Genomic DNA, 23023 nt, shown 5'->3' on the forward strand with positions numbered 1-23023 from the left:
GTTAATTTATTTTCTTTTGTAAAATTTCAATCTGGCTGGCAAAGTAACGTCTTTTTTCCGGATTTTTCAATATTAAAATTTTATATGCAGCAATAGCTTTTGAGTACAGCATTTGGTCGGCATAAATGCGGGCCAGGGTTTCGGTAATAAGTTCTTCCTGGTCTTCAACACTGTTTTTAGCTTTGTTTTCACTATCCAGTTTATCACCGCTTGGCATGCGCATTTGTGGTTCTTCCTGTATAAAACGTTCTACTATTTCTTCTTCTTTAGTACGCTCGTCCAAAACTTCTTTTACACGGTCATCTGCAACATCAACAACAGTTCCCTCATTAGCTGGAGGTTTAGCGAATGGTTGGTATACCCGGCTGTGCTTGTTCCTGGTTTTATCTAACCACCATAAAAAGCTATAAGGCATTTTGTCATCATGGTAACGGGTTACGCTACCTTCTTCTGCTGGCTTGGCAATAGTAAAGTGAGGCTTTTCTTTAGGTAAAGATTCAGGCTCTACTACTTCGGGTTCAATATGGTTCCTGTCGTTAAAAGCTTTATCGAATATAAAATAATCGTTGGCTGCTATGTTTTCGATAATTAGCTTTTGCGTTTCTTCCATCGGCTCTTCCCTAAATATGGGTGGAGCAAACTTAACATCTTCGGCCGTTACTGAATTTTTTGGCTCCGGCTCAACTATTGGCTGCGGTATTTTCACATCACCCGCTGCTACAATAGCAGGCTCCGACTGTATGGGCAACACATCGGCGGCAGACGTAACTACTTGTTGGGCTAAGGCAGATCTTTGCTGTGGTCTCTCTTTAAAAATAATTTGTATGGCATTGACTACCTGCAAACTTTCAGTGGCTGTTACAACTTTGTGAAGCAGATGGCTGGTGCCAAACCAGGCCGCAGCTTTATTAACATTCGTAGCATTACCCGAACGGGCCTGCACAGCATGCAATAAACCGCATTGTGGAAAACTGTACAACAGTGCTTGCAACTGATCTGTCTGCGTGTCGGTTAACTGGGCCGAATAACCCTGAAGCACTTGGCTAAATGACTGTTTAGGATGATGATTATCTTGTTGCACGTGGTTGAAACTACTAAAATGATTACCAGTTAGCAAAAGCTTTATTAAAAATATCTTCAGTCAACTGCTGATTAATAATCCTGATTAGGTTTTGCTCTTGTGAGTTAACATCGCCCGTGAAATCGGTATAGCGCGAAAACGACTGCTCAAAATCGGGCGATACCTTTTTATCTTTATTATTAGTGTATTTAACACTAACTGTTATTGTTAAACGGGTAGCCGTAGCCAATGGTGCCGTATTATTATTCGTGGCCTGTACCGATACCGGCGCATAACTAAACCCGGTTATAGAACCTTGTATAACTGCATCGGCCTCGCCACGCACAATGCTTAAAGGCGATTGCGAACGGATGCGCTCCTTTAGTGCCTCGGTAAACGTTTGGCTCAAGTTACTTACCACCAGCGGAGCCGTATTTTCAAAAAACTCCACATTAATGGTTTTCATACCGGGTGGTATGGAGGCTGCATCTAACCTTATACTGCACGATGAATACACCATGGCGCAAACCACGATAATAAAGCTCAAGAGTTTTTTCAGCATTATAAATTCAATTCTTTAATTTTTCTATACAGCGTACGCTCCGATATCCCCAACTCATGAGCGGCCAGTTTACGTTTGCCTTTATGCTTTTTCAACGCCTTACGTATCAAGTCCGACTCTTTTTCTACCAGCGACAAAGATTCTTCTACCTCCTCCGCATGCGGCGTAATCAGCGCATCACTATTGCTGTGCGTATTAACAACGGGCTGTTGAATGGTAAATTGTGCCTCCTGCTTCGCGGGTAGTTCAATATCGTGATATAATTGGTTCAGCGTTTGTGTGTTGGGGGTGTAATTGTCGCCTGTGCCTGCGTGTTCAATAATTTCGGCTACCAGCTTCTTTAATTCTACCATATCGCGCTTCATATCAAACAGCACTTTATACAAAATATCACGCTCCGAGAAATCTTCACGTTGTTGATTATCTAACCGCATAGGTAAGTTACTGCGGCCTGCCTCCTGTGGCATATAAGTTAATAAAGTGGCGGCGGTTATGGTACGATCGCGCTCCAAAACTGCTAATTGCTCGGCCAGGTTTTTTAACTGGCGCACGTTGCCCGGCCAGCTATAATTCATGAGTACTTGCTGGGCACCTTCATCCAAGTGCAAAGCTGGGGTACGATATTTATCGGTAAAATCGGCCGAAAACTTACGGAACAGCAGGTACACATCTTCTTTCCTGTCGCGCAGGGGGGGTATACGCAATGGCACAGTATTTAAACGGTAGTATAGATCCTCGCGGAACTTGCCTGCTTTTACCGCTTCATAAACATCCACATTGGTAGCGGCAATAACCCGCACATTAGTTTTTTCTACCTTTGATGAACCTACACGAATGAACTGCCCCGACTCCAGCACGCGCAGTAAACGCGCTTGGGTACCCAGGGGCATCTCTCCTATTTCATCTAAGAAAATAGTGCCGCCGTTTACCGTTTCAAAATACCCCTTACGCTCGCCAACGGCACCGGTATAAGCCCCCTTTTCGTGACCAAAAAGTTCTGAATCGATGGTTCCCTCAGGGATGGCACCGCAGTTTACGGCAATAAAAGGCCCGTGTTTACGCGGACTTAACTGGTGAATAATATGTGAAAATGCCTCCTTACCGCTACCACTCTCCCCGGTTATTAATACCGAAATATCTGTAGGCGATACCTGATTGGCAATATCTATAGCCCGGTTAAGCAACGGCGAATTACCGATGATACCAAAGCGTTGTTTAATTTCTTGTACGTTCATTTTTGAAGTAGAATATAGAGCACAGAATCAAGAATCCAGACTTTTGCTTGCATCACTCAATATGTATTCTCTAAAAGAAAACAGCATTCTTTGTATTTCCTCTGTTAACGACAAACACTCATTTAAGATTTTATCTTCTCCATATTTCCTCCGTTGACAAATTAGCAGCTGTGTTTGCAATTCATAAGATGATGATATAGAAGTTGACAAAAACTCTGCAAAATGCAAATGGGTTCTCTTGCCCGAACCTTCAGCTATGTTTGATGGTATAGAACAGGAACACCTATTAATTTGATCTATTAAATTATACCTTTCTGTTGCAGGTAAAGTTTTACAATATTCAAAAGCAAGATCTGTTAAGTCCATTGAGCGCTGCCAAACCTTCAAATTCTTAAAATTGTGTTTCATTCCTGCAGCTTTCTGGATTCTTGACTCTGTACTCTTGAGTCTAAATTATCTTTCCCATTAAAGTTGCAGATGTACATCTTTCGGCCAAAACATAAGCATACATGCCCGGTTCGTACCCTTCTTTTATTGGGAATACCACCATGGCGTTTTGATCGCTGCGGCCGGCGTAATCGTTTTTTGATTTTTTGGAGAAACCTTCTATCAGCACTTTTTGCACTTTGCCTAACTGGGCTTGCATTCGCAAGTGTGAATGTTGTTGCTGTTTAGCTACAATCTCGGTTAAACGACGGCTTTTCACCTCGTCAGGAATATCATCGGCATAACGCTTGGCGGCTAAGGTACCCGGGCGCTCAGAGTACATGAACATATAGGCAAAATCGTATTGCACATAGTCCATCATGCTTAGGGTTTCCTGGTGCTCTTCCTCTGTTTCGGTGCAAAAGCCGGTAATAACATCGGTTGATATAGCACAGCCCGGTATAATACGGCGGATGGCATCAATACGGTTGATGTACCACTCACGGTCGTAAGTACGGTTCATTAAGTCGAGCACACGGCTGTTGCCCGATTGTACCGGCAGGTGAATATACTTACAAATATTATCATGATCGGCAATGGCCTGCAATACCTCATCGGTAATGTCTTTAGGATGTGAGGTAGAGAAACGTACACGTAGCTCAGGGCTTATGGCAGCCACCATAACCAATAGTTGGGCAAAGTTAGTAGCCCCTCCCAAACCCTCCCCGGGAGGGAGGGCTTTTGAAAAGTCTGGTTCTTTTTCTTCTAACAAATAAGCCTCTAACTCCCTCCCTCCCGGGGAGGGCTGGGGAGGGGCAGCCTGGTTGTATTTATACGAATCAACATTTTGTCCCAACAAGGTTACCTCACGGTAGCCGCGTTCAAACAGATCGGTACATTCTTTTATGATAGATTCCGGATCGCGGCTACGCTCGCGGCCGCGGGTAAAAGGTACCACGCAAAACGAGCACATGTTATCGCAACCCCGCATTATAGATACAAACGCGTTAATGCCATTACTATTTAAACGCACCGGGTTAATATCAGCGTAAGTTTCCTCGCGCGATAGCAGTACGTTCACGGCACGCTGGCCGCTGTCTACTTGTTCTATCAGGTTAGGCAAATCGCGGTAAGCATCGGGGCCTACAACTACATCTACCAGTTTTTCTTCCTCTAAAAATTTAGCTTTCAGGCGTTCGGCCATACAGCCCAGCACGCCAACCACCATACCGGGGTTGTTAGCCTTGGCTACCTTAAATTCTTTCAGGCGGTTACGTACGCGTACTTCGGCATTTTCGCGAATAGAGCAGGTATTGATAAAGATCACATCGGCGTTGGTAAAATCCTTAGTGGTTTCAAAACCTTTATCCAGCAAAATGGAAGCAACAATTTCACTGTCCGAAAAATTCATGGCGCAGCCATAACTTTCAATATATAGCTTACGGCCGTTATTTTTATCAGGGGTTTGCTCCAGCATCAACGCTTCACCTTGCCTGCTTTCATCATGTTGTTTATCCGGAATTAGCAAATCCATCATTAGTCAAAATTAAGTTTGCAAAAATACACAAAATTTAAATACTTGCGTGACAGATTGGCAGTAATTAAAAAATTGACTTTGGCTTGTTATGATGGCCATTACACGTAAACTGGGCATTTACGCAAATAAGTTTTCAATATCAACTCAAATAGCTATTTTGGTAGAGTTGTAACGCCAACAGGTTACACTAACCCTATTAATTTTGATAAACGAAGGCTCACAGGACAATGACATCCAAATTTTTAAAACATAAGTGGCAAAAAGTACTGGCCGCTGTTTTATTAGTTTTTTTGCTGTTAATTACGGTTGTTGCTTATTTTATAAACAGGCACTGGTCGCCCATATTGGCCGATAGGGTTAGGAATGCGGTACTAGCAAGTTCAGACAGCTTGTACCATGCTAACTTTACGGATGCCGAACTGCATATTGTGCAGAGCAAACTGGTGATCCACAATTTAACCTTAACCCCTAACCAGGCAGTATACAAGCGTTTGCTAAAGTTAGGGATTGCCCCCAATAACCTGTTCACCATCAAAGTAAAACGCTTGGTATTCAAGAACATACATCCGCTTAAGTTATACTATGACCGAAAATTAGATATTGGACAAATTGTTTTGAGCGCACCTGAATTGCAGATAAGCTACGCGCTGAATCACAAACGCGATACTATTGTGGGCAGCCGCCTTAACGCCTGGCAACGCATTAAGGGTATGCTAAAATCGGTACATGTAAAGGAAGTAATGCTTAACGATGTAAAGTTTACTTACAAAGATTACTCAGGAAACGAGCTCAATATATCGGAACTGAAAGAGATGAACCTAAGCGGTAAAGAACTCCTGATTGATTCCACCACGCAAAAAGACTCATCGCGTTTTTATTACTTTAAGGATATACAGGCCGAAATCAATAATTTCAGCCGGCCATCAGACAATGGTTTATACGAGTATAAAATTAAGTTGCTGCAATATTCTACCTTAACCTCGCAACTCAAGGCATTTGGTGTAGGCCTTATTCCCAAGCCCGATTCTGTTTTTATTAAACGCGGCATACGTACCTGGTTCCATTTTGATACCGATACCCTGCAGCTTAACGGGTTCGATTTTAAGACCTATAATAAATACCGCTTGCTGCATGCCTCCAAACTAATGATCAAGCGAGGCAATTTTACAGCATTTGCAAATCCGGCAGGAAAAGCCCGCAAAGGCAACCGCTTGCTTACCTTCCCCAACGTGGCTATACACCAGTTGAAGAATGATGTTACGCTGGATACCGTACAGTTAAACCGCATCCATATAACGTACAAGGGATATGGAAAAAAATCGCACAGGCAGGGCATGGTATCTTATAATAATACCAATGGTTATATCTATAACATCACCAACAACGCTGCCGCCCTGCAAAAAAACAACCTTACACACATAAAGCTTAGTTCGTATTTAATGGACAGTGGTCCTTTACAAGTTGAGTTTACTTTTAACCTGACGGATTCGGCAAGGAGTTATAGTTATAAAGGCAGCATTGGCCCAATGGATATGGGCAAGTTAAACAAAGCGGTTATGCCTTTCGCCCTTGTGAAACTTACCTCGGGCGAATTGGATAAATTAACTTTTGACATTAAAGCCGACCGCACTGTATCTAAAGGTAATGTTACGCTCTTGTATCACGATTTAAAGATCCACGTGCTCAAAATGGATACCGTTCAGGATATGTACCGGCACCGGGGTATGGCGTCACTTTTTGCAAATGCCTTAATTGTAAAACGCAACAACCCCGACACGCCGGGCGGCACACCCCGAAGCTATAATGTGACCTACGTACGTGAGCCAGATACCGCCTTTTTCAAAACCGTATGGAAGACACTAGCCAAAGGCATTAAAGCCAGCGCCGGCTACGATGAAGCGATGGAGAAAGAAGTAAAACGCCACATAGCCCAACGCCGGGCCGATAAGTTAGCCCGCACAGAAAAAAGAGAGCTGCGTAACAGACGAAGGAGTATACACAGGCGCCGTTAGTAGCATATTATTTATACTTATCAACTGCCATACTTCTATTGAAGTTGGTGGTGCCAACACAGTCTGCATTTGGCGGGCAATTATATGTTAATGATAGAGTGCCTTTTTTGTTATCAACAGAATATTGAGCAGTCACATCTACACTTTGCACTTTAGTTAGGCTGCTTTGCGGAACATACTCATCCGTACTATTTTTGTTATAGCTCTCGCCGTCATATAAGAGAATTGTTTGATTTTCAATCTTAAATCTGCCGCTGGATATTCCGCTATAGCCTAATAACAAAAACGTAGCCTTATCATGAATGCTGTAAATATGGCTATATGAGCCATTGGTGTTAAACTGAAATTGTTCAACAAAATAGTTCTGGGTAGTTGTATTCAGTGTACGCCTATCCCAATACCCGGCTATCTCGTTAATCTTGCTACTGCTATCTTTATCTTTTTTACAACCTATCACCAAATAGCCGCAAATTATTACCAGTAAAAAAATGAACTTTTTCATTATCGAATAATTTAAATTGATACAGCTATTACGCAGTAGCAAATACTTATGTAACAGTCACTTTGAAATTTACTGCAACATCAATTTCAAATTGATACCAAAGTTGGTAAAAGCTGTATTGAAGGTTTGCGAAGTATAAGGCCGGGTAATGTTCGAATCGTAAAATATATTGAAATTAAACCGCTGATTGATCACATAATCAATAGACGGGCGAATGGTTATGTTCTTTGCACCCGACGATATCTCCGCAGTCTCTACATCGGCACGGTAAATCACGATCTTATTATCGCGCAGGGCAAAGTCTATCTTAAAGTTGATGTCGTTCTTCAGCTTAAAGTTATTGAACAGGCCGAACGGGAAATGGAAATCGCGCGTGCGGTAACCGAAACCAAACACCATGATGTTTTCATTTTGCTGGGCCAGCTGACTGTTGAGCAAACTCAGGCTCAGCGTACGACTTTTGCGATATTCGGCATTTACCGTCATACTGTTTTTAAAACGCACATCAACCCCTACCAATGGCACAAACTGCTCAAATAAAGTTACCTGGCTAAACTGGTAAAAAGGCAGGAAATCGCTATTCACATCGCGCTCGGCAGGGCCTCCATTAACTTCCCGGTAACGGATCAATGAATTATAACTATTTACGCTATAAGTAGACCGGTAACCATGCCGCAGGTCGAACGAATCGAAAAACTCTTTCAGCCAACTCACCCGGCTTAAACCATTATAAGTAACCTGCCAGTTAGGGATAGGTATTTTAGGGAAACTATTCAACTTAACACTGCCCGGATCTTTACCGCCATAAGCAGCCATGAACGAGCCCACCAGCACATCCTGCTGGTTTGGTCCGTAACCGTCACGGTACCCACTGGTTGCTGCCCCGGCCGAATTAGGGTTTTGGGCTCCCAGGCGCTGCGATATAACCTGGCGGTTATCCAGCAATGCCTGAAAAGTACTTGAATAGTTGTTAATACCTTTATCTTTACTGAAAGCCGTACCAATAGACATGTAAGATACGCTGTACGTACCCGAGGTTATAGGGCTTAGGTTGTCGAAGCTATTGGTAGCCGCGTTATATTTGAAATTAGTTTGAAAATTACGATCCTGCGTACGAAAAGCAGTGAGCTCTATGGTCAAATCTGGCAAAGGCCTGATGGTACTGCGTAAATTCAGGTTTTCGCTCAGCGTATTTACATACAATTGATTTTGCAGCGTATCAGTACTTAGCCATCCGTTTATCGCGGCGCGCTGGCGTATATCGGCCTGGCTGCCTAATAAGAAACCTATACCCGGCGCATTGTAGCCAAAATCTTGTCCGCCGAAAGAGGTGGCAGGCAGGTACCCCGGCAGGTAAGTACCATCGCTGCGGGTATAAGTGGCGCCTACGTTTTTTATACTGGTAATGAGTCCTGCCAGAATGCCGCTTTTCCCGTTATTGCTGCGCAGAGCAGCAAACTTATTGTACAGCCCGGTAAAATTCAATGTTGGATTTATTTGTACAGAACGTGAGTTTTGAATAGTGTTACCTACGTTAATGTTGGCATCATCGATAGCAAACTTGGGCTGTGTTTGCCAGTTAAAATTGGTGCTGTAACGGGCTATGGTGCTTACCCAATCTAAACCCGGTATTTTGTTAATAGGAACGGTGTAGTTAAAGTTAATAGTGTGGTTGTAGTTTGTAGTACGGCCAAGGCGCTTAAGATTTTCCCACAGCGTATCGCGCTTTAAACCGTTTACCCGGCCGGCCGGCTCGTCAACTACCGAAAGGTTGGTGGCATCAATGTCCATCTGCAACGATTTAGTAATGTTCCAGCCTATGCCGTAAACCCGGGTAATATTAAAGTTCTTATTAAATGTGGTTGAGGGTATTGGTAAAAAGTTCTCTGGGTCGTTGTTGCGCAAGGTATTTTCTGAATAGAACCTATCAAAACTGATAGCAAAATTTAACCTCGAAGGCAGGATACTGAAGTTTACATCTTTTAACAGGGACAGCATATTACTTTTGATTACCTTTTCTAAGGGTGTGTAATATTTAGCCTGGTTAAGATAGTTATAAGCCAGTGCAACTTTGTAGATCTTTTGATAGTCGTTCTCTGTTACATAATCATGATGTTCATACTCCGAATAAGCATAAGTACCCGTTAAATTTTCTACATCCCACACCTTTACCGGGGCCGATGGGTTGGTTTTAGCCTTGTGAATGTTAGTAAAGTTTATGCTTTTACGCATCGTGTAGTCTTGCGCTATACGCTTAATTTCATCACGCTTTTCGTCAGTTGGGGCATTGCGCAGGCTTTCCTTCAGTTCTACATCGGGTTGTGCCGGGTTGTACTGCGGCATGGCCACCTGTTGCGATAGGTTTACATACATTGGGATGTGCATGCCCGTTTTAGCCGGGAACAGCTTACCTAATTCCATGCTGCCAGCCACATCAAAAGTTTGATTATCGCTGCGGCTGCGCTCGCTTACCCGCTGCTCAATGGAACCAAATCCTATGGTAGTTTTACTTCCGGCCAGAGTAATATCAGCAAAATCGGCCAGCTTCGCGTTCAACCTTGCGGTGGCAGCCCAGCCACCACGCTGGTCAAAGTCGGTCAGGCGCAACTCGTTAAACCACACCATAGCATTCTTATCAAAACCACCTGTTGCCTTATAGGGATTACGAACACCCAGCATAATGGCGCGTAAACGGCTCAGATCGGGTTGTCCTTTAATGGTTATTTTGGCGTTGCCATCAATTACAGTGAACGGTACAGCTATAGAACTTAGCTGGCCGCTGGCTATGGCATTGTCACGCGCCAACTTTGCCCGGGTTAAGGCGGCCAGTTCTAAATCAATATTATTAGCCTCCGGCCATATAGCACCCGGATCGGCAGTGCCTGGTCGTGTTATCTTTAATGGAATTTCGTACTCATAATAACTATCCTGATAATCCACCCCTAAACGAATGAAAGCACTCAGATCATTATCATTCAGCTGATCGCCCTCGGCGTGTACAAACATTTGCAGGCGTTTATAAGCCCGCAAATCGTTATAAAATGTGCGGTAAGCAGCACGCGAGTAACCGTTACGCAGGTTAATTACATTCAGAGCTAATGACTGTTCGTTTAACCGGGTATCGGTACGCAAGTTGTTATAATCACGTTGGCGCTCAATACCCGGCGGCAATACGTAAGGTATGGGGCTACGGTTACCATTGGCTTCCAGGTTTACAGCCTGCACGTTCAATGTCGACCCATCGAGCGGCGGATTTACCAGCGCCGGATCGGCTATTACTTTGGTGGCGTTGTTTTCTACGTTGTAAGTGCGCCATTCGCCGCGTACCAGTTGCAAGGTACCCATCCGCAACACAGCAGTATCGGCAAAGTTGGTCATAAACATACGCATGTAGCGGATGGCCTTAAAATCCTGAATATTCCCTTCTTTAGAGGTATAGGCAGCAATAGGCACCCTGAACTGGTACCAGCTAACATTTTGCGTAGTACCATCGGCCAGGCGTACAGCCGAAGTCACTTTATCATTAATATAATTCTGACCGATCACCATGTCCTGCGGACGCACTGACACTTTGTATTGGAAATATTCATCGGCCTGGCTCATACTGTTATCGCGGTTCAGGTCTTCGCCATCGGGCAGTGAAGTGGAGGCTGAAGTAGAAATACCCAGTTCGGCCTGCGATTGCTCGGCCGTTTTAGAGTTGCCCTCGGTACCGTTATAACGACTGTAACGCTGCAAAATACCAGCACGGTTCTGGTCTAACTGCGGTCCCTGATAATATTGGTAATTATCTGATGAAGGGTCATTAGCCAGCGCCGTGGCAGCTTGTGGCGCCAGGGTATTGCGTACCTGATTTACAAAAGGGGCAAATTTAGTTTGCTCACCTGCATCATTCAATCCATCTAAACCAATATCCTGTAAACGGCGGGCATCTGGGTTACTATCAAAAGCATTAATTACAGGTTGCAGCCGTGGCACACGGCCCCATACGGTTTCATCGGTTTGGGTAGTGCCGCCATCGGGGGGCAAGCCATTCTCTACCGACTTACGGCCATCTTTCAAAATGTCTTCCGAAACGCTTCCCAGGTTAAAATACAGGTCGCCACCCTGCGAATTGGGTTTGTAAATGAACGGGTCCATCAGCCAAAACTCAATGTACTGTACGTTTAACGATTCAAAATCATTGGTTTCCAACTTACGGAACAGCCCCCCCCAGCGGCTACGCGGGTTTTGCATCGTACCATCAGGATTAACACCTGTAGTAGCATAGTTATACTGACCACGTACGTTTGGATAAAAAGCCAAATCGAGCGTAGGTAAAATTAACGGCTGCCCAGTAACAGATTGGCGATAAGGCAGCACTTCGGTTTCTAAAACCTGCCTTACGTAATGGTTCGACAGATCGGAACGGGTTAAGCTAAAGGTAGAACTGGAATTATAAAATATAGGGTCGATGTTGTAAAACGCCAGTCGTGCCCGGTTGTAACCGTAGCTCAGATCATTAAACAGGCGCGATTCGGGAAACAGCTGCGGTGTTCCCGATATTTGCCAGGCTAAAGCACTTTTCAGGTCGATAATGGATTGGCTGCTTTCAAAATCATCAAGGTAAGAAGTACCATTTTTAGAGCCGGCAAAATTGGTGGCGCTGGGGTTACCCGGCATTAACCGCGCTACCTCACCCGAAAAGTTAATGTACGATGGCACTTTGGTGTTAATGAGTGGCAAGCGGTCTACCAGGCGTGTTAACCAGCGCGACTCGGAACTGTAACTCACATCGAAACCCATGATCGTGTTGGAAACAGATTCTTCACCAATAATCTGCTTCTGCGTAAGCGGTTGTTCGCTTAAGTGCATTATGGTACCGCCCAAAGCCAGGTTAGGGCTGGCATGATAATCGAACCGCGAACCGTACAAGGTTTTTTGCTGGATGCCGAACAATTCGTTATTCTCAATATTTACGGTAAGCGGCTGACCGGATTGTAAAAGCGACTGATTAAGTACACGAATACGGCCAATGCTGTAGTCTACCGTATAATCGGTACCCTCCTGCAAACGCAGGGCCCCTGCATTCACCACTACCGAACCTTGTGGAATATTTACGGCATTCAACTGAAACTCGGAACCCGACTGCGAAGAATACGTTCCTTTGATGACGTACCGGTTGAGTTGCGGAAAAAACTGTTGGGCAATGGTACGTGTACTATCATATAAGGGTTGATACACATACTTGTTCCTGAGATTTTGTTCTGTTGAAGTAAACCTGCGAGCCAGATCGGCCCCAAAAGGCTCTACTACCGGGAACATAATACGCCCGTTTTGCGAATCGATAGTGATGCCTTCCAAAAAGTCGAAATAACCATCGCCCTCTGGCAGGCGGTCGTTCTGCTGATTCAGTGTATCTAAGTGGGTTAACTGCAGCCAGCGTTTGCCGGTAATGCGGCTACCTTCTTCAATATTAAATTTCTCCACACTGGCACGCTCATCCAAACGGGCGATGGCCAACCTGAAGTTTAATGAACTTACCTGATAAGCACCTAAAGAATAGATATTCTTCATCATCAGATCCCAGGTGGGCAGGTTAGTTTTCAGTATCTCGTTCTTTAACAACTTTACATATAGAGCCCTTGGATTGGTGGCATCTACCGGGATATCGTTAGAGAACTCCCCTACCTGGTACTCTACCCCATTATAAGTGTAGCGGAAAGCAACTGCCAGCACCTCATCATTATTAAGCGGGTAATTTAAAGAGATATAACCCAATTGCGGATGCAGAGTAAACTCCTTGCTGGTAAGCTTACGGGCATAAGGCAGCTTGGCAAAGTTATCGGTAGCGCCCGATGCCTGGAAAAAATTGGCTACATCGTTAGAGTTGGTTAACCGCCCCTGGTTAGGCAAACCAAATAACCGGGTAAGCAGAGAATTGGATTGCTGTGTAAAACCCGGGCCCACAAAACCGGCCGGTAATCCTGAAAAGCCTGCACCGCCCTGTACCTGCGTGGTATTATAGGGCTGGTTTTCTCCCAGATCTAATAAACCTATGATATCGCGCGAATCGGTGGTGGTATTGGTGCGGTTAGTGGTCCAAACCTCTACACGGGTAACTACTACGTTGGTGCTGATGAGCGGGATGTTGGCCAGTGCCCTGTTATAATTATCCCTGAAATATTTTGCCAGAAAATAATGGCGGTTGGCTTCATAATCGGCCGCGGTTAGGCGGAACTCTCCCTGCTGCGACCCATTGGTAATGGTGATGGTACGTGCCTGTGAACGTTGCTGCGAAAAGATGCTGGTTACATCCAGTTTGCCAAACTTTAACTTGGTTTTCAACCCGAAAAGTGCTTGACTTCCTCTAATGAGCGAGGTATTAAGCGGCATACTTACGGTACCGGCTTCTATCTTTTGAATAATCTCGTCGGGGTGCCCGGTATAGTCGAGTTTTACCTGGTTTTCAAACTGGAACTGGGCATCGGTATTGTAATTGGTGGCAATCTTCAACTTATCGCCAATAGCACCCGTAATATTCATTTGGATGCGCTGATCGAAGTTAAAGTTGAACTGCTTGCGCTGACGGGTATTGAACAGCGGATTTTGGTTGCTGTTTACCTGCCCGGCAAACACCAGCTGCGCCGAACCCTGCGGACGGATATCGATCACATTACTACCAAAGATTTGCTCGAACGTACGACTGCGAATTTTGATCTGCGGTATAAAGCCCGGCTGCTGCGACTGGTAGGCATAGTTGTCGGTCAATTGCTTAAAGTACTCCCGGCGGTTTTGCTGCTGGGTTAGCTGCAAATATTCAACAAATGTTAAATACCGCGGTGCGCGGTACAGCAAGTTGCCCACCCGCTCAATTAACACATAACGGTTGGTAGAGGCATCGTACTCAATGGTACGCGTAAGGTTAGGTGGATCGGTATCGAAGCGTCCTTCCCGCAGCCTGTAATTTTTAGATTTCTGGCCCTTGTAAGGCACCGTTATTTTTACTGAATCTTTGGCAATAGCAGGCCTTACCTGTGCAAAAACGGAGTTAAAACCGCTGCAAACAGATAAAAATAAAAACCATAGAAAAAACTTTACGGTAAATATTTTGGCCAAGCGTACAGTTAAAATTAAACGGTTAATTATAAGCTTTTTAGCGCAAACTTTATCAGTTGTTCTACGGTTAAAGTACCCGTGTTTTTACCTATTTCGACATCCAATACTTTCTCAGCAGCATTGCGGGCAAAACCAAGCATTACCAGGGCCGATAATGCTTCATCTTTCACGGTATTGTTAGCCGGCATAGAGATCAAGGTATCTGGGCCGTCTTTCTTAAGCTTATCCTGCAACTCTAAAATAACACGCTGGGCCGATTTAGGACCGATGCCTTTGATGCGCTGTATTTGGGTAACGTTACCCTGTACAATTGCAGCCTGAATTTCTTGTGGCGTAATAGAAGACAGCATCATACGGCCGGTATTAGGGCCAATGCCCGAAACGGAGATCAAATGCAGAAACAGGCGTTTTTCGCCTTCTTCGTAAAAACCATAAAGCGTGTGGGCGTCTTCTTTAACATGCATCCAAACATGTAACTTACAACGCTCGGCATCGCCTATTTTAGAGAAGGTATTTAAGGAGATGTTTATATGATAGCCCACGCCACCAGCATCAATTATCACATAAGCCGGACTTTTGAATGCCAGCTTGCCATCAATATATGCGTACATTTTTATTCGATATTGCTATAATTTAGAGATCAAAGATAAGTTTGATTGTGAAGAGAAAGGTACTAAAATTTTGGAGTTCACGGGTACAAAAAAACTTGCCATTTATTGAATCAGGCAATTTGACCTTTTACGGTCAAAATCCCATTAGGTTTCATCAAAACCTTCAATAAATGGCAAGCTATAATTATTTATCCGTAGCTACTATTGCGCCTCCTGGGCTTGCGCTTTTTGCTGCGCATCAACCACGGCAATAGTGATCATGTTAACAATTTCGCGCACGGAGCTACCTAACTGCAACACATGCACCGGCTTTTTCATACCCAGTAAAATAGGCCCTACCGCCTCAGCCCCGCCTACTTCCTGCAATAGTTTGTAAGCTATGTTACCCGATTCGAGGTTAGGGAAAATCAAGGTATTTGCCGGCTTACCGTTCAGGGTAGAAAATGGAAAATTGTCGCTTAGTAAATCGCGGTTCATGGCAAAGTTAGCCTGCATTTCACCATCTATTACCATATCGGGGTATTGCTTGTGCAGTATTTTTACGGCTTCGCGTGTTTTTTCAGGAACCTCGCCCTCGTTAGAACCAAAGTTAGAGTATGACAGCATGGCTATGCGCGGACTGATGTTGAACTGTTTAACCGAACGTTCTACTAGTACAGTAATATCTACCAGGTCTTGCGTGGTTGGGTTAACGTTCACCGTAGTATCGGCAAAAAACAACGGACCTTTCTTGGTGATCATCATATACATACCGGCTACCTTAGCTACACCCGGCTCGGTACCAATTATTTGCAACGCCGGTTTAATGGTACTCACATAATTTTTGGTTAAGCCCGATATTAATGCATCGGCATCGCCAAACTGCACCATGCTGGCACCGTAATAGTTACGGTCGCGCATCATTTTTTTGGCTTCGTATAACGTTATACCACGGCGCTGACGCTTTTCATACAAGAACTGTGCATATTCTTCCTGACGTTCGCAAGGAACCAGCGTGTTAATAATCTTCACATCATCCAGATCGAGCTTATGCTCGTCAATAATCTGGCGTATCTTTTCGGTATTACCTAATAGTATAGGGATAGCGATACCCTCTTCTTTTACAATTTGTGCTGCACGTAATATCTTATAATTATCGGCTTCGGCAAATACTACGCGTTTTGGCGCTTGCTTGGCTTTGCCGCTCAGGTTACGCATCAGCTTATCATCGGCACCTATGCGTAAGCGTAACTGCTCGGCGTAAGCATCCCAGTCGGTAATTTGTATACGGGCCACGCCAGAATCTATCGCTGCTTTAGCTACCGCAGCAGAAACCTCGGTGATCAAACGCTGATCCATTGGCTTCGGAATAATGTAATCTCTTCCAAAACGCAGGTTAGTGGTATTATAAGCTAAGTTAACAGCTTCGGGTACGGGCTTGCGGGTAAGCTCGGCAATGGCATGCACCGCCGCAATCTTCATTTCCTCGTTAATGGCAGTAGCACGAACGTCTAATGCGCCACGGAATATATAAGGGAAACCCAATACGTTGTTCACCTGGTTAGGATAATCGCTGCGGCCGGTAGCCATAATAATGTCTTCGCGAGCGGCTACTGCTATATCATAAGCTACTTCAGGTTCGGGGTTAGCCATAGCGAACACGATAGGGTTTGGTGCCATGCTTTTCAGCATATCGGCATTAACCAGGTTACCGGCAGAAAGACCGATGAAAACATCAGCATCCTTCATACCATCGGCAAGGGTTACTATACCGGTACGGTGGCTGGCAAACTCCAGGCGGATTTCATCCAAGTCGGTACGATCGGGCGTAATTAAACCGCCAATGTCGAACATTAACAGGTTTTCTTTTTTCACACCTAATTGCAGGTACATTTTGGTACAAGATACTGCAGCAGCACCCGCACCGTTTACCACCAGTTTAATTTCATCCAGCTTTTTTCCCTGAATTTCGCAGGCATTCATCAGCGCAGCACCAGATATAATAGCCGTACCATGCTGATCATCATGCATTACCGGGATATTCATCTCGGCTTTTAAGCGCCGTTCTATTTCAAAACAGGTTGGGGCCGATATATCCTCAAGGTTTACACCACCAAATGTAGGCTCAAGTGCCTTAACTATATTAACAAATTCATCAACATTTTTGGTGTTCAACTCCAGGTCAAACACATCAATATCGGCATATATTTTAAACAATAAGCCTTTACCCTCCATAACCGGTTTACTGGCCTCGGGGCCAATATCGCCCAAACCCAATACAGCTGTACCGTTACTTATAACGGCTACCAAGTTACCTTTGGCTGTGTATTTATAAACATCGTCGGTATTGGCGGCAATTTCGCGGCAAGGCTCGGCCACACCCGGCGAGTAAGCCATGGTAAGGTCGCGCTGCGAATTAGTGGGCTTGGTTGGAACTACCTGTATCTTGCCGGGACGGCCCTTAGAGTGGTAATTCAGGGCATCTTGTTTGCGTTTATTGGTATTCATCTTCTCTAAATCAGGTGGGCAAAATTACAATTCCTTTTTAAACTGTTGCACAATTAGGTTGATTATTAATGGAATGGATGGGAAAGCCTATTGTATACCATCATTTTAGCGAACCAAACCGACCGGATAACTTATTTTCTATGTTTTAATTCCTCTTCACAAAAGATTGCCTGGTTACTACTTCTTTACCTGTTACGTCTTTAAACTTAGTTAGATAGATAAGCTTTTTATTCAGTATCAGTATTTCCGCATATGGGGCATGGTGTTCAAACTCTGGAGGCATAATCAGTTTCTCTCCTTTGATGTTAGCTTTGTAGGCATCAGCACTTCCCCTGTCCTGCATTTTGCCGGTCCAGTCGTTTATAATAACATACCCATCTTTCTCAACACCTATAAGTAATTGTCTACTGGTTTTTCTATCTATCCAAAAGCCGCTAAATAATTTATCGGCTTTCTTAATTTCGAGCGATGTTTGCGCACTCACCTTGGGAGCTAACCACAAACAAAAGATCAAAAGATATACAGCGCAAATAGTAAGCTTCTTTATAATATTCATGAATTTACAAGTTAGATACAATAACAAATCTGTTAACTATTTCAGTACTTAAACATTACAACGTCTGTTAAGAAACGAGAAAGCCACAGTATGTATACTGTGGCTTCTTTTTTATAATTGGTTATGTTTATTACTTCACCATAGCCAACTCTTTACCGGCTGTAGCAGGTTTGCCGGTTGCCAAATTTGGAGCCGAAAGCATCAACTTTTTACCGGGTGTAGCCTTGTTGCCACGAATGTTATTCCATATCCGCAGGTCTTCTACATCGATACCATACTTGTCTGCAATACCACTCAACGTTTCGCCTCTTTTAACAACATGCTGCGTTTTTACTTTTGATGTTGTGGCGGCAACATTGTTATTAGTAGTTACTGTTGTTGTCTCATCAGCAACAGTAGCATAAACAGGTTGCGTATTTCTTTCGGTAATGGCATCGCCGTTTAAAGCGCTGTATAATAAACCATATTTTTCTTTACCTAATTGCGGGATAACTACACGGCGCGGGGCCTTGGTAGTTCCGTTCACAATTCGTTTGGTATATGCCGGGTTAAGGAGAGCCAGTTCGTTGGCGTCAATGTTTAACACACGGGCTACGTTGTTTAACGATACGAATTTGTTTACCACAACCGTATCTGTAGTTAAGTTCATATTGCAAGCCTGCGGCATAATGCCATGCTGGTTGTAATACTTCATGATGTAAGCTGTAGCAATAAAAGCCGGTACGTAACCGCGGGTTTCTGAGGGCAAATATTGGCGAATAGACCAAAAATCAACCGCATTAGCCTGCTGCATGGCGCGTTCTACACTGCCTTTACCACAGTTATAAGAAGCAATGGCCAGCAGCCAGTCACCAAATTCCTGGTAAGCATCTTTTAGGTAAGCAGCAGCTGCATAAGTAGCTTGGATAGGATCGCGGCGCTCATCAACATAGTTATTTACGTTAAGGCCGTAATTTTTGCCGGTAGCAAACATAAACTGCCACGGACCGGTTGCACCTACACGCGATACGGCATTAGGATCGAGCGATGACTCTACGATAGACAAATACTTAATCTCATCAGGAATACCAGCTTCACGAAATGCCTTCTCATAAATAGGGAAGTAATATTTAGACAAACCCATAATACGAGGTATATCACCCCGGCGGGAGCCTGAAGTATAAGCATTGATATAGGCCTGTACAAACTCGTTATAATCTAAGGGAACGTCTTTCTGCATAGAATCCAGCCGGACCCTAAAAGCAGAGTTTTCGTAAGCATTTTGTTGAATTTGGGCAGCTACCGGTGCAGGAAGAATGCGCTTATAGCTTTGCAGGTAATTTTGCCCTGAGATTTGTTCTGCTAAGGTTGTATCTAAAACCGGCTGCGCCAGGGCTTTGTAAGATTGCGATGCAACGACGCAAAGAATGATCGTAAATAGTTTCTTCATTATCAGGGATTACAGGTAATGGCTTGTGCGAAACTTTCCGCAGCAACTAATTTATTAACTTTTACGCAAACCCACAAAATAAGTTGCAAAATTTAACAACTCGGCTTCGTTAAAGGCTTTAGTAGTAAGCTGCAACCCTAACGGTAAACCCGCACTATTATTCTCCATAGGCAGCGAAATTGCAGGTATTCCGGCCAATGAAGCCTGTACGGTAAATATATCTTCCAGGTAAGTAACTATCGGGTCTATATCCTGCCGCCCTATTTTAAATGCAGGCTCAGGAGCAGTTGGCGTCAGTATAAAATCAAATTCCTTTAAGATCTCATCGGTGCGTTCTTTTATAAGGCGACGCACTTTCTGCGCTTTTGCATAGTAGGCATCGTAGTAACCGGCGCTTAGCACAAAGGTACCCAGCATAATTCTACGCTTAACCTCGGTGCCAAAACCTTCTGAGCGTGAACGCTTGTAAGTAGTAACCAAGTCTACTGCATTAGGACTACGATATCCATAATGCACACCATCGTAGCGGGCCAAGTTTGAAGATGCCTCAGCCATGGTGAGAATGTAGTAAGTAGGAACAACATAATCCAGATACTCGAATGATACCGGTTCAACAGTGTGCCCATCTGCCTTGAGATCTTCAATGGTTTTAAGCAGGGTGGCTTTAACTTCGGCATCCAATCCCTCACTATCCAGCACCTCTTGCAGGTAAGCTATCTTCTTTTTACCGCTTGATGGTTGTAGATTGCTGTATGCTGCCACTGGCTCGCGCGAAGCTGTACTGTCATAATCATCGGCACCGGCCATTATTTCGAGCAATAGAGCCGCATCTTCAACAGATTGCGTAATTGGTCCCGGCTGGTCAAATGAAGATGCGTAAGCAATAATGCCATGCCTGGATACGCGGCCATACGTAGGTTTTAAACCTACCACACCGCAAAAGGATGCCGGCTGACGGATAGAACCACCAGTATCGGTGCCAATAGCGGCATGACACATACCGGCCTGTACCGCCACTGCCGAACCGCCTGATGAACCTCCGGGAACACGGCTTTCATCGGCCATGTTTTTTACCGGGCCAAAGTAAGAGTTCTCATTAGCGCCGCCCATTGCAAATTCGTCGCAGTTACAGCGGCCTATGATAATGGCATCTTCGGCAAGCAAACGTTCTACTACCGTTGATGAAAATATAGAAGTAAAGTTCTCGAGTATTTTTGAGGAAGCCGTAACCTGATGGCCTTTATAACAAATATTGTCTTTAATAGCTATGACCATTCCGGCCAGCCTTCCTGTGGTACCAGTGACTATACGCTCATCCAGTTCTTCGGCTTTTTGAATCGCCTCCTGTTCGAACACCTCGTTGAAAGCTTTGAGGTGGGCATATTGTTTAATGTTATGGAGGTATTGTGTTACCAATTCCTTAACCGTAATAGCACCGCTTTGCAGGTCGTGCTGTATTTGTGTTAAGGTGTTGTAATTTTTAGCCATAGAGCGCTAAAATAAAAAAACTTATCAGTTGATAATAAAATATTACCCGCTAATAAGTTTTATAATTTGAAACTACCGGCCTACCGTATCCTATTACGGATGCACGTTGGTTGTATCTTCCGTGGTTGGACGGGTTGTAGATGTGTTAGTAGTGGTGGTTGTAGTATTGTCCTTGTTGCTTGCGTCTTTGAATTCTTTAACGCCCTGTCCTAATCCTTTCATTAGTTCAGGAATTTTGCGTCCTCCGAATAATAATAACACAATAACCAGGATAATAATAATTTCTGGTGCGCCTAATCCTCCCATGATGATGATCGTTTATTTATTTTAATATTCTTTTTTAACTGTAGAATCGTGTTCTGTATGGCCGGGTTCTTCACTGGCCGTTGTAGTATTCGTTCCTGTTTCAGTATCTGAATTACGAACTACAGGCTCCGACGGTTTTTCGTCGTAGTTATTTATCTGATTATGTATCTCGCGCTTCACTCCTTCTGAGGCATCTTTGAAATCGCGGATCCCCTTGCCTAAACCTCTTGCGAGTTCGGGCAGCTTATTACCCCCAAATAATAAAAGTGCTACAAAAAGTATCAGGATCATCTCAGATGAGCCGATGTTCAGGAATAACAGAACCGAACTAAGCATGAGTAATTATTTAAAGGTACAAATATATACAATTATAACTTCACAATGTTCCAACTTATTGTGGAGCAAGCCAAGTTTTAGGATTTACAACCGCATCCACATTACGCACTTCAAAGTGCACCATGGTTTCGCCGGTGGCCGGGTCGGTGGCGGCAGTGCCTATGGTTTGGCGGGTGTTAATTTTTTGCCCGCTGCTTACGCTTACCGAGCGCAGGTTGAGGTAACCGGTAAAGTATTTACCATGACGAATAATAACCAGGTAAGTACCACTGATATCAACTACGTTACTCACCTCGCCATCAAACACAGCCCTTACGGGCGAATTAGCCGGCGTGCGGATATCTATCCCTTGGTTATCGTTACGGATGCCCTCGGTGTAGTACACGCCAAAGCCTTGCACAATTTGCCCGGTGGCAACCGGCCATGGCAGGCGGCCTTTATTCCCCAAAAAGTCATTAGACAATTTGGCTGCCTCGGGGGTGGACGATAATACTTCCGAATCGGTTTTACGAACAATGGGTTTTGGCTTTGCAGCGATGGCAATCTCTGCGGCCGATTTATTTTCGGCACGGGCCTTTTCGGCAGCAATAGCCGCTAAACGCTGCGCTTCGGCACGGGCTTCGGCCTCGGCTTTACGACGCGCTTCGGCAATTTCACGACGCAGGGCCGATGCAAATTGCTGATCAACCTTTTTACGTTGGGCCAACAAGGCTCTTTGCTGCTTTTTAAGTGCCCCTTCCTGTTTAGATAAATCTTCGGCTACGGCAACCTGGCTATTACGCTCTTTGCCTAAGGTTTCTTTTTCTTTTTGCTGCTCCTGTAATAAGTTGCTTTTTTCGTTCTTGGTACGGTCGAGCTGATTTATTTTTACATGCAATACCTTCTGTGTGCCTTGGATAGATTGCGCCTGGCGCTCGCGGTAATTACCAAATTGCTGTAAATACTTTAAGCGCTTGTAAGCCTGGTTAAAATCTTTGGCGGCAAACACAAACATCAGTTTATTATAGGCACTTTGGTTATGATAGGCAAACACGATCATGGCCGCGTACTCTTTTTTTAGCTGATCGAGCTGTTCTTGCAGGGTATGTACCGTGTTGGTATTTTCGTTGATCTGGCTGCTCAACAGGCGAATTTCGGAGTTTACCGTGTTGATCTTTTCTTCACGCAAACTAATTTGCGCTTTCAATATATTGAGCTGCTTAAAGGTAGACTTCTTGTTGTTCTGCGTTTCCTGTAACTCGCGCTTCAGGCTTTCCAACTCATTGGTTAACTCTATGCGCCTGCGCTTTAATTCGGCGCTGCTTTGTGCACGGGCACTAAAGAAACCAACTGTTAAAACGAGAAGTAATACAATTTTTACAAATTTCATCCGCCCAAA

General features: G+C 44.3%; 16 protein-coding genes. 1 reads left to right on the forward strand and 15 read right to left on the reverse strand.

From position 1 onward, the window contains the following. Position 1 precedes the first annotated feature (1 nt). Genes IEV61_RS15220 through IEV61_RS15240 form a run of 5 tightly spaced genes read right to left on the reverse strand, consistent with a single transcriptional unit; the run spans position 2 to position 4820 of the window. Complete coding sequence (locus tag IEV61_RS15220) at positions 2-1081, reverse strand: hypothetical protein (RefSeq protein ID WP_188417900.1); 1080 nt, start codon at positions 1079-1081, stop codon at positions 2-4. Positions 1082-1103: 22 nt separating this feature from the next. Next, positions 1104-1622, reverse strand: coding sequence for an LPS assembly lipoprotein LptE (gene lptE, locus IEV61_RS15225; RefSeq protein ID WP_188417901.1), 519 nt, complete (start codon positions 1620-1622; stop codon positions 1104-1106). Further along, positions 1622-2857 carry a sigma-54 interaction domain-containing protein gene (locus IEV61_RS15230; protein ID WP_188417902.1) on the reverse strand — a complete coding sequence of 412 codons (1236 nt, stop codon included), beginning with the start codon at positions 2855-2857 and terminating at the stop codon, positions 1622-1624. The genes lptE and IEV61_RS15230 overlap by 1 nt, the downstream gene beginning before the upstream one ends. 27 nt (positions 2858-2884) lie before the next feature. After that, entirely contained in the window at positions 2885-3265 is a 381-nt protein-coding gene (locus tag IEV61_RS20790; protein WP_373867851.1) for a four helix bundle protein, read from the reverse strand. 40 nt (positions 3266-3305) lie between these two features. Continuing rightward, positions 3306-4820, reverse strand: coding sequence for a MiaB/RimO family radical SAM methylthiotransferase (locus IEV61_RS15240; RefSeq protein WP_188417904.1), 1515 nt, complete (start codon positions 4818-4820; stop codon positions 3306-3308). Between the two features lie 227 nt (positions 4821-5047). Between IEV61_RS15240 and IEV61_RS15245 the strand changes: the two genes are divergently transcribed. Continuing rightward, a complete protein-coding gene (locus tag IEV61_RS15245) occupies positions 5048-6832 on the forward strand; it encodes a hypothetical protein (RefSeq protein WP_188417905.1) in 1785 nt (594 codons plus the stop codon). A gap of 7 nt (positions 6833-6839) precedes the next feature. Here the strand turns inward: IEV61_RS15245 and IEV61_RS15250 are convergent, their stop codons facing one another. The 10 genes from IEV61_RS15250 to IEV61_RS15295 all read right to left on the reverse strand — a co-directional run bounded on the left by IEV61_RS15250 (position 6840) and on the right by IEV61_RS15295 (position 23014). After that, positions 6840-7334, reverse strand: coding sequence for a hypothetical protein (locus tag IEV61_RS15250; RefSeq protein ID WP_188417906.1), 495 nt, complete (start codon positions 7332-7334; stop codon positions 6840-6842). A gap of 69 nt (positions 7335-7403) precedes the next feature. Further along, positions 7404-14432, reverse strand: coding sequence for a T9SS outer membrane translocon Sov/SprA (sov, locus tag IEV61_RS15255; protein ID WP_229747165.1), 7029 nt, complete (start codon positions 14430-14432; stop codon positions 7404-7406). Positions 14433-14458: 26 nt separating this feature from the next. Next, positions 14459-15043 carry a Holliday junction branch migration protein RuvA gene (ruvA, locus tag IEV61_RS15260; RefSeq protein WP_188417907.1) on the reverse strand — a complete coding sequence of 195 codons (585 nt, stop codon included), beginning with the start codon at positions 15041-15043 and terminating at the stop codon, positions 14459-14461. A gap of 201 nt (positions 15044-15244) precedes the next feature. Next, positions 15245-17530, reverse strand: coding sequence for an NADP-dependent malic enzyme (locus IEV61_RS15265; protein ID WP_188417908.1), 2286 nt, complete (start codon positions 17528-17530; stop codon positions 15245-15247). Between the two features lie 145 nt (positions 17531-17675). Next, positions 17676-18086, reverse strand: a complete 411-nt coding sequence (locus IEV61_RS15270; RefSeq protein ID WP_188417909.1) for a hypothetical protein — start codon at positions 18084-18086, stop codon at positions 17676-17678. 130 nt (positions 18087-18216) lie between these two features. Further along, complete coding sequence (locus IEV61_RS15275; RefSeq protein ID WP_188417910.1) at positions 18217-19515, reverse strand: lytic transglycosylase domain-containing protein; 1299 nt, start codon at positions 19513-19515, stop codon at positions 18217-18219. Between the two features lie 54 nt (positions 19516-19569). Beyond that, the gene (gene gatA / locus IEV61_RS15280) at positions 19570-21003 is read right to left on the reverse strand and encodes an Asp-tRNA(Asn)/Glu-tRNA(Gln) amidotransferase subunit GatA (RefSeq protein WP_188417911.1); all 1434 of its coding nucleotides are present in this window, start codon (positions 21001-21003) and stop codon (positions 19570-19572) included. Positions 21004-21096: 93 nt separating this feature from the next. After that, on the reverse strand, positions 21097-21309 hold the full coding sequence (locus IEV61_RS15285) for a Sec-independent protein translocase subunit TatA/TatB (protein WP_188417912.1): 213 nt from the start codon (positions 21307-21309) through the stop codon (positions 21097-21099). A gap of 21 nt (positions 21310-21330) precedes the next feature. After that, positions 21331-21645, reverse strand: a complete 315-nt coding sequence (locus IEV61_RS15290; RefSeq protein WP_188417913.1) for a Sec-independent protein translocase subunit TatA/TatB — start codon at positions 21643-21645, stop codon at positions 21331-21333. Positions 21646-21700: 55 nt separating this feature from the next. Further along, positions 21701-23014 (reverse strand): murein hydrolase activator EnvC family protein, encoded by a 1314-nt coding sequence (locus tag IEV61_RS15295; RefSeq protein WP_188417914.1) that lies wholly within the window; start codon positions 23012-23014, stop codon positions 21701-21703. Positions 23015-23023: the final 9 nt, after the last annotated feature.

The organism is Mucilaginibacter galii, from assembly GCF_014635825.1.
Taxonomy (GTDB): Bacteria; Bacteroidota; Bacteroidia; order Sphingobacteriales; family Sphingobacteriaceae; genus Mucilaginibacter; species Mucilaginibacter galii.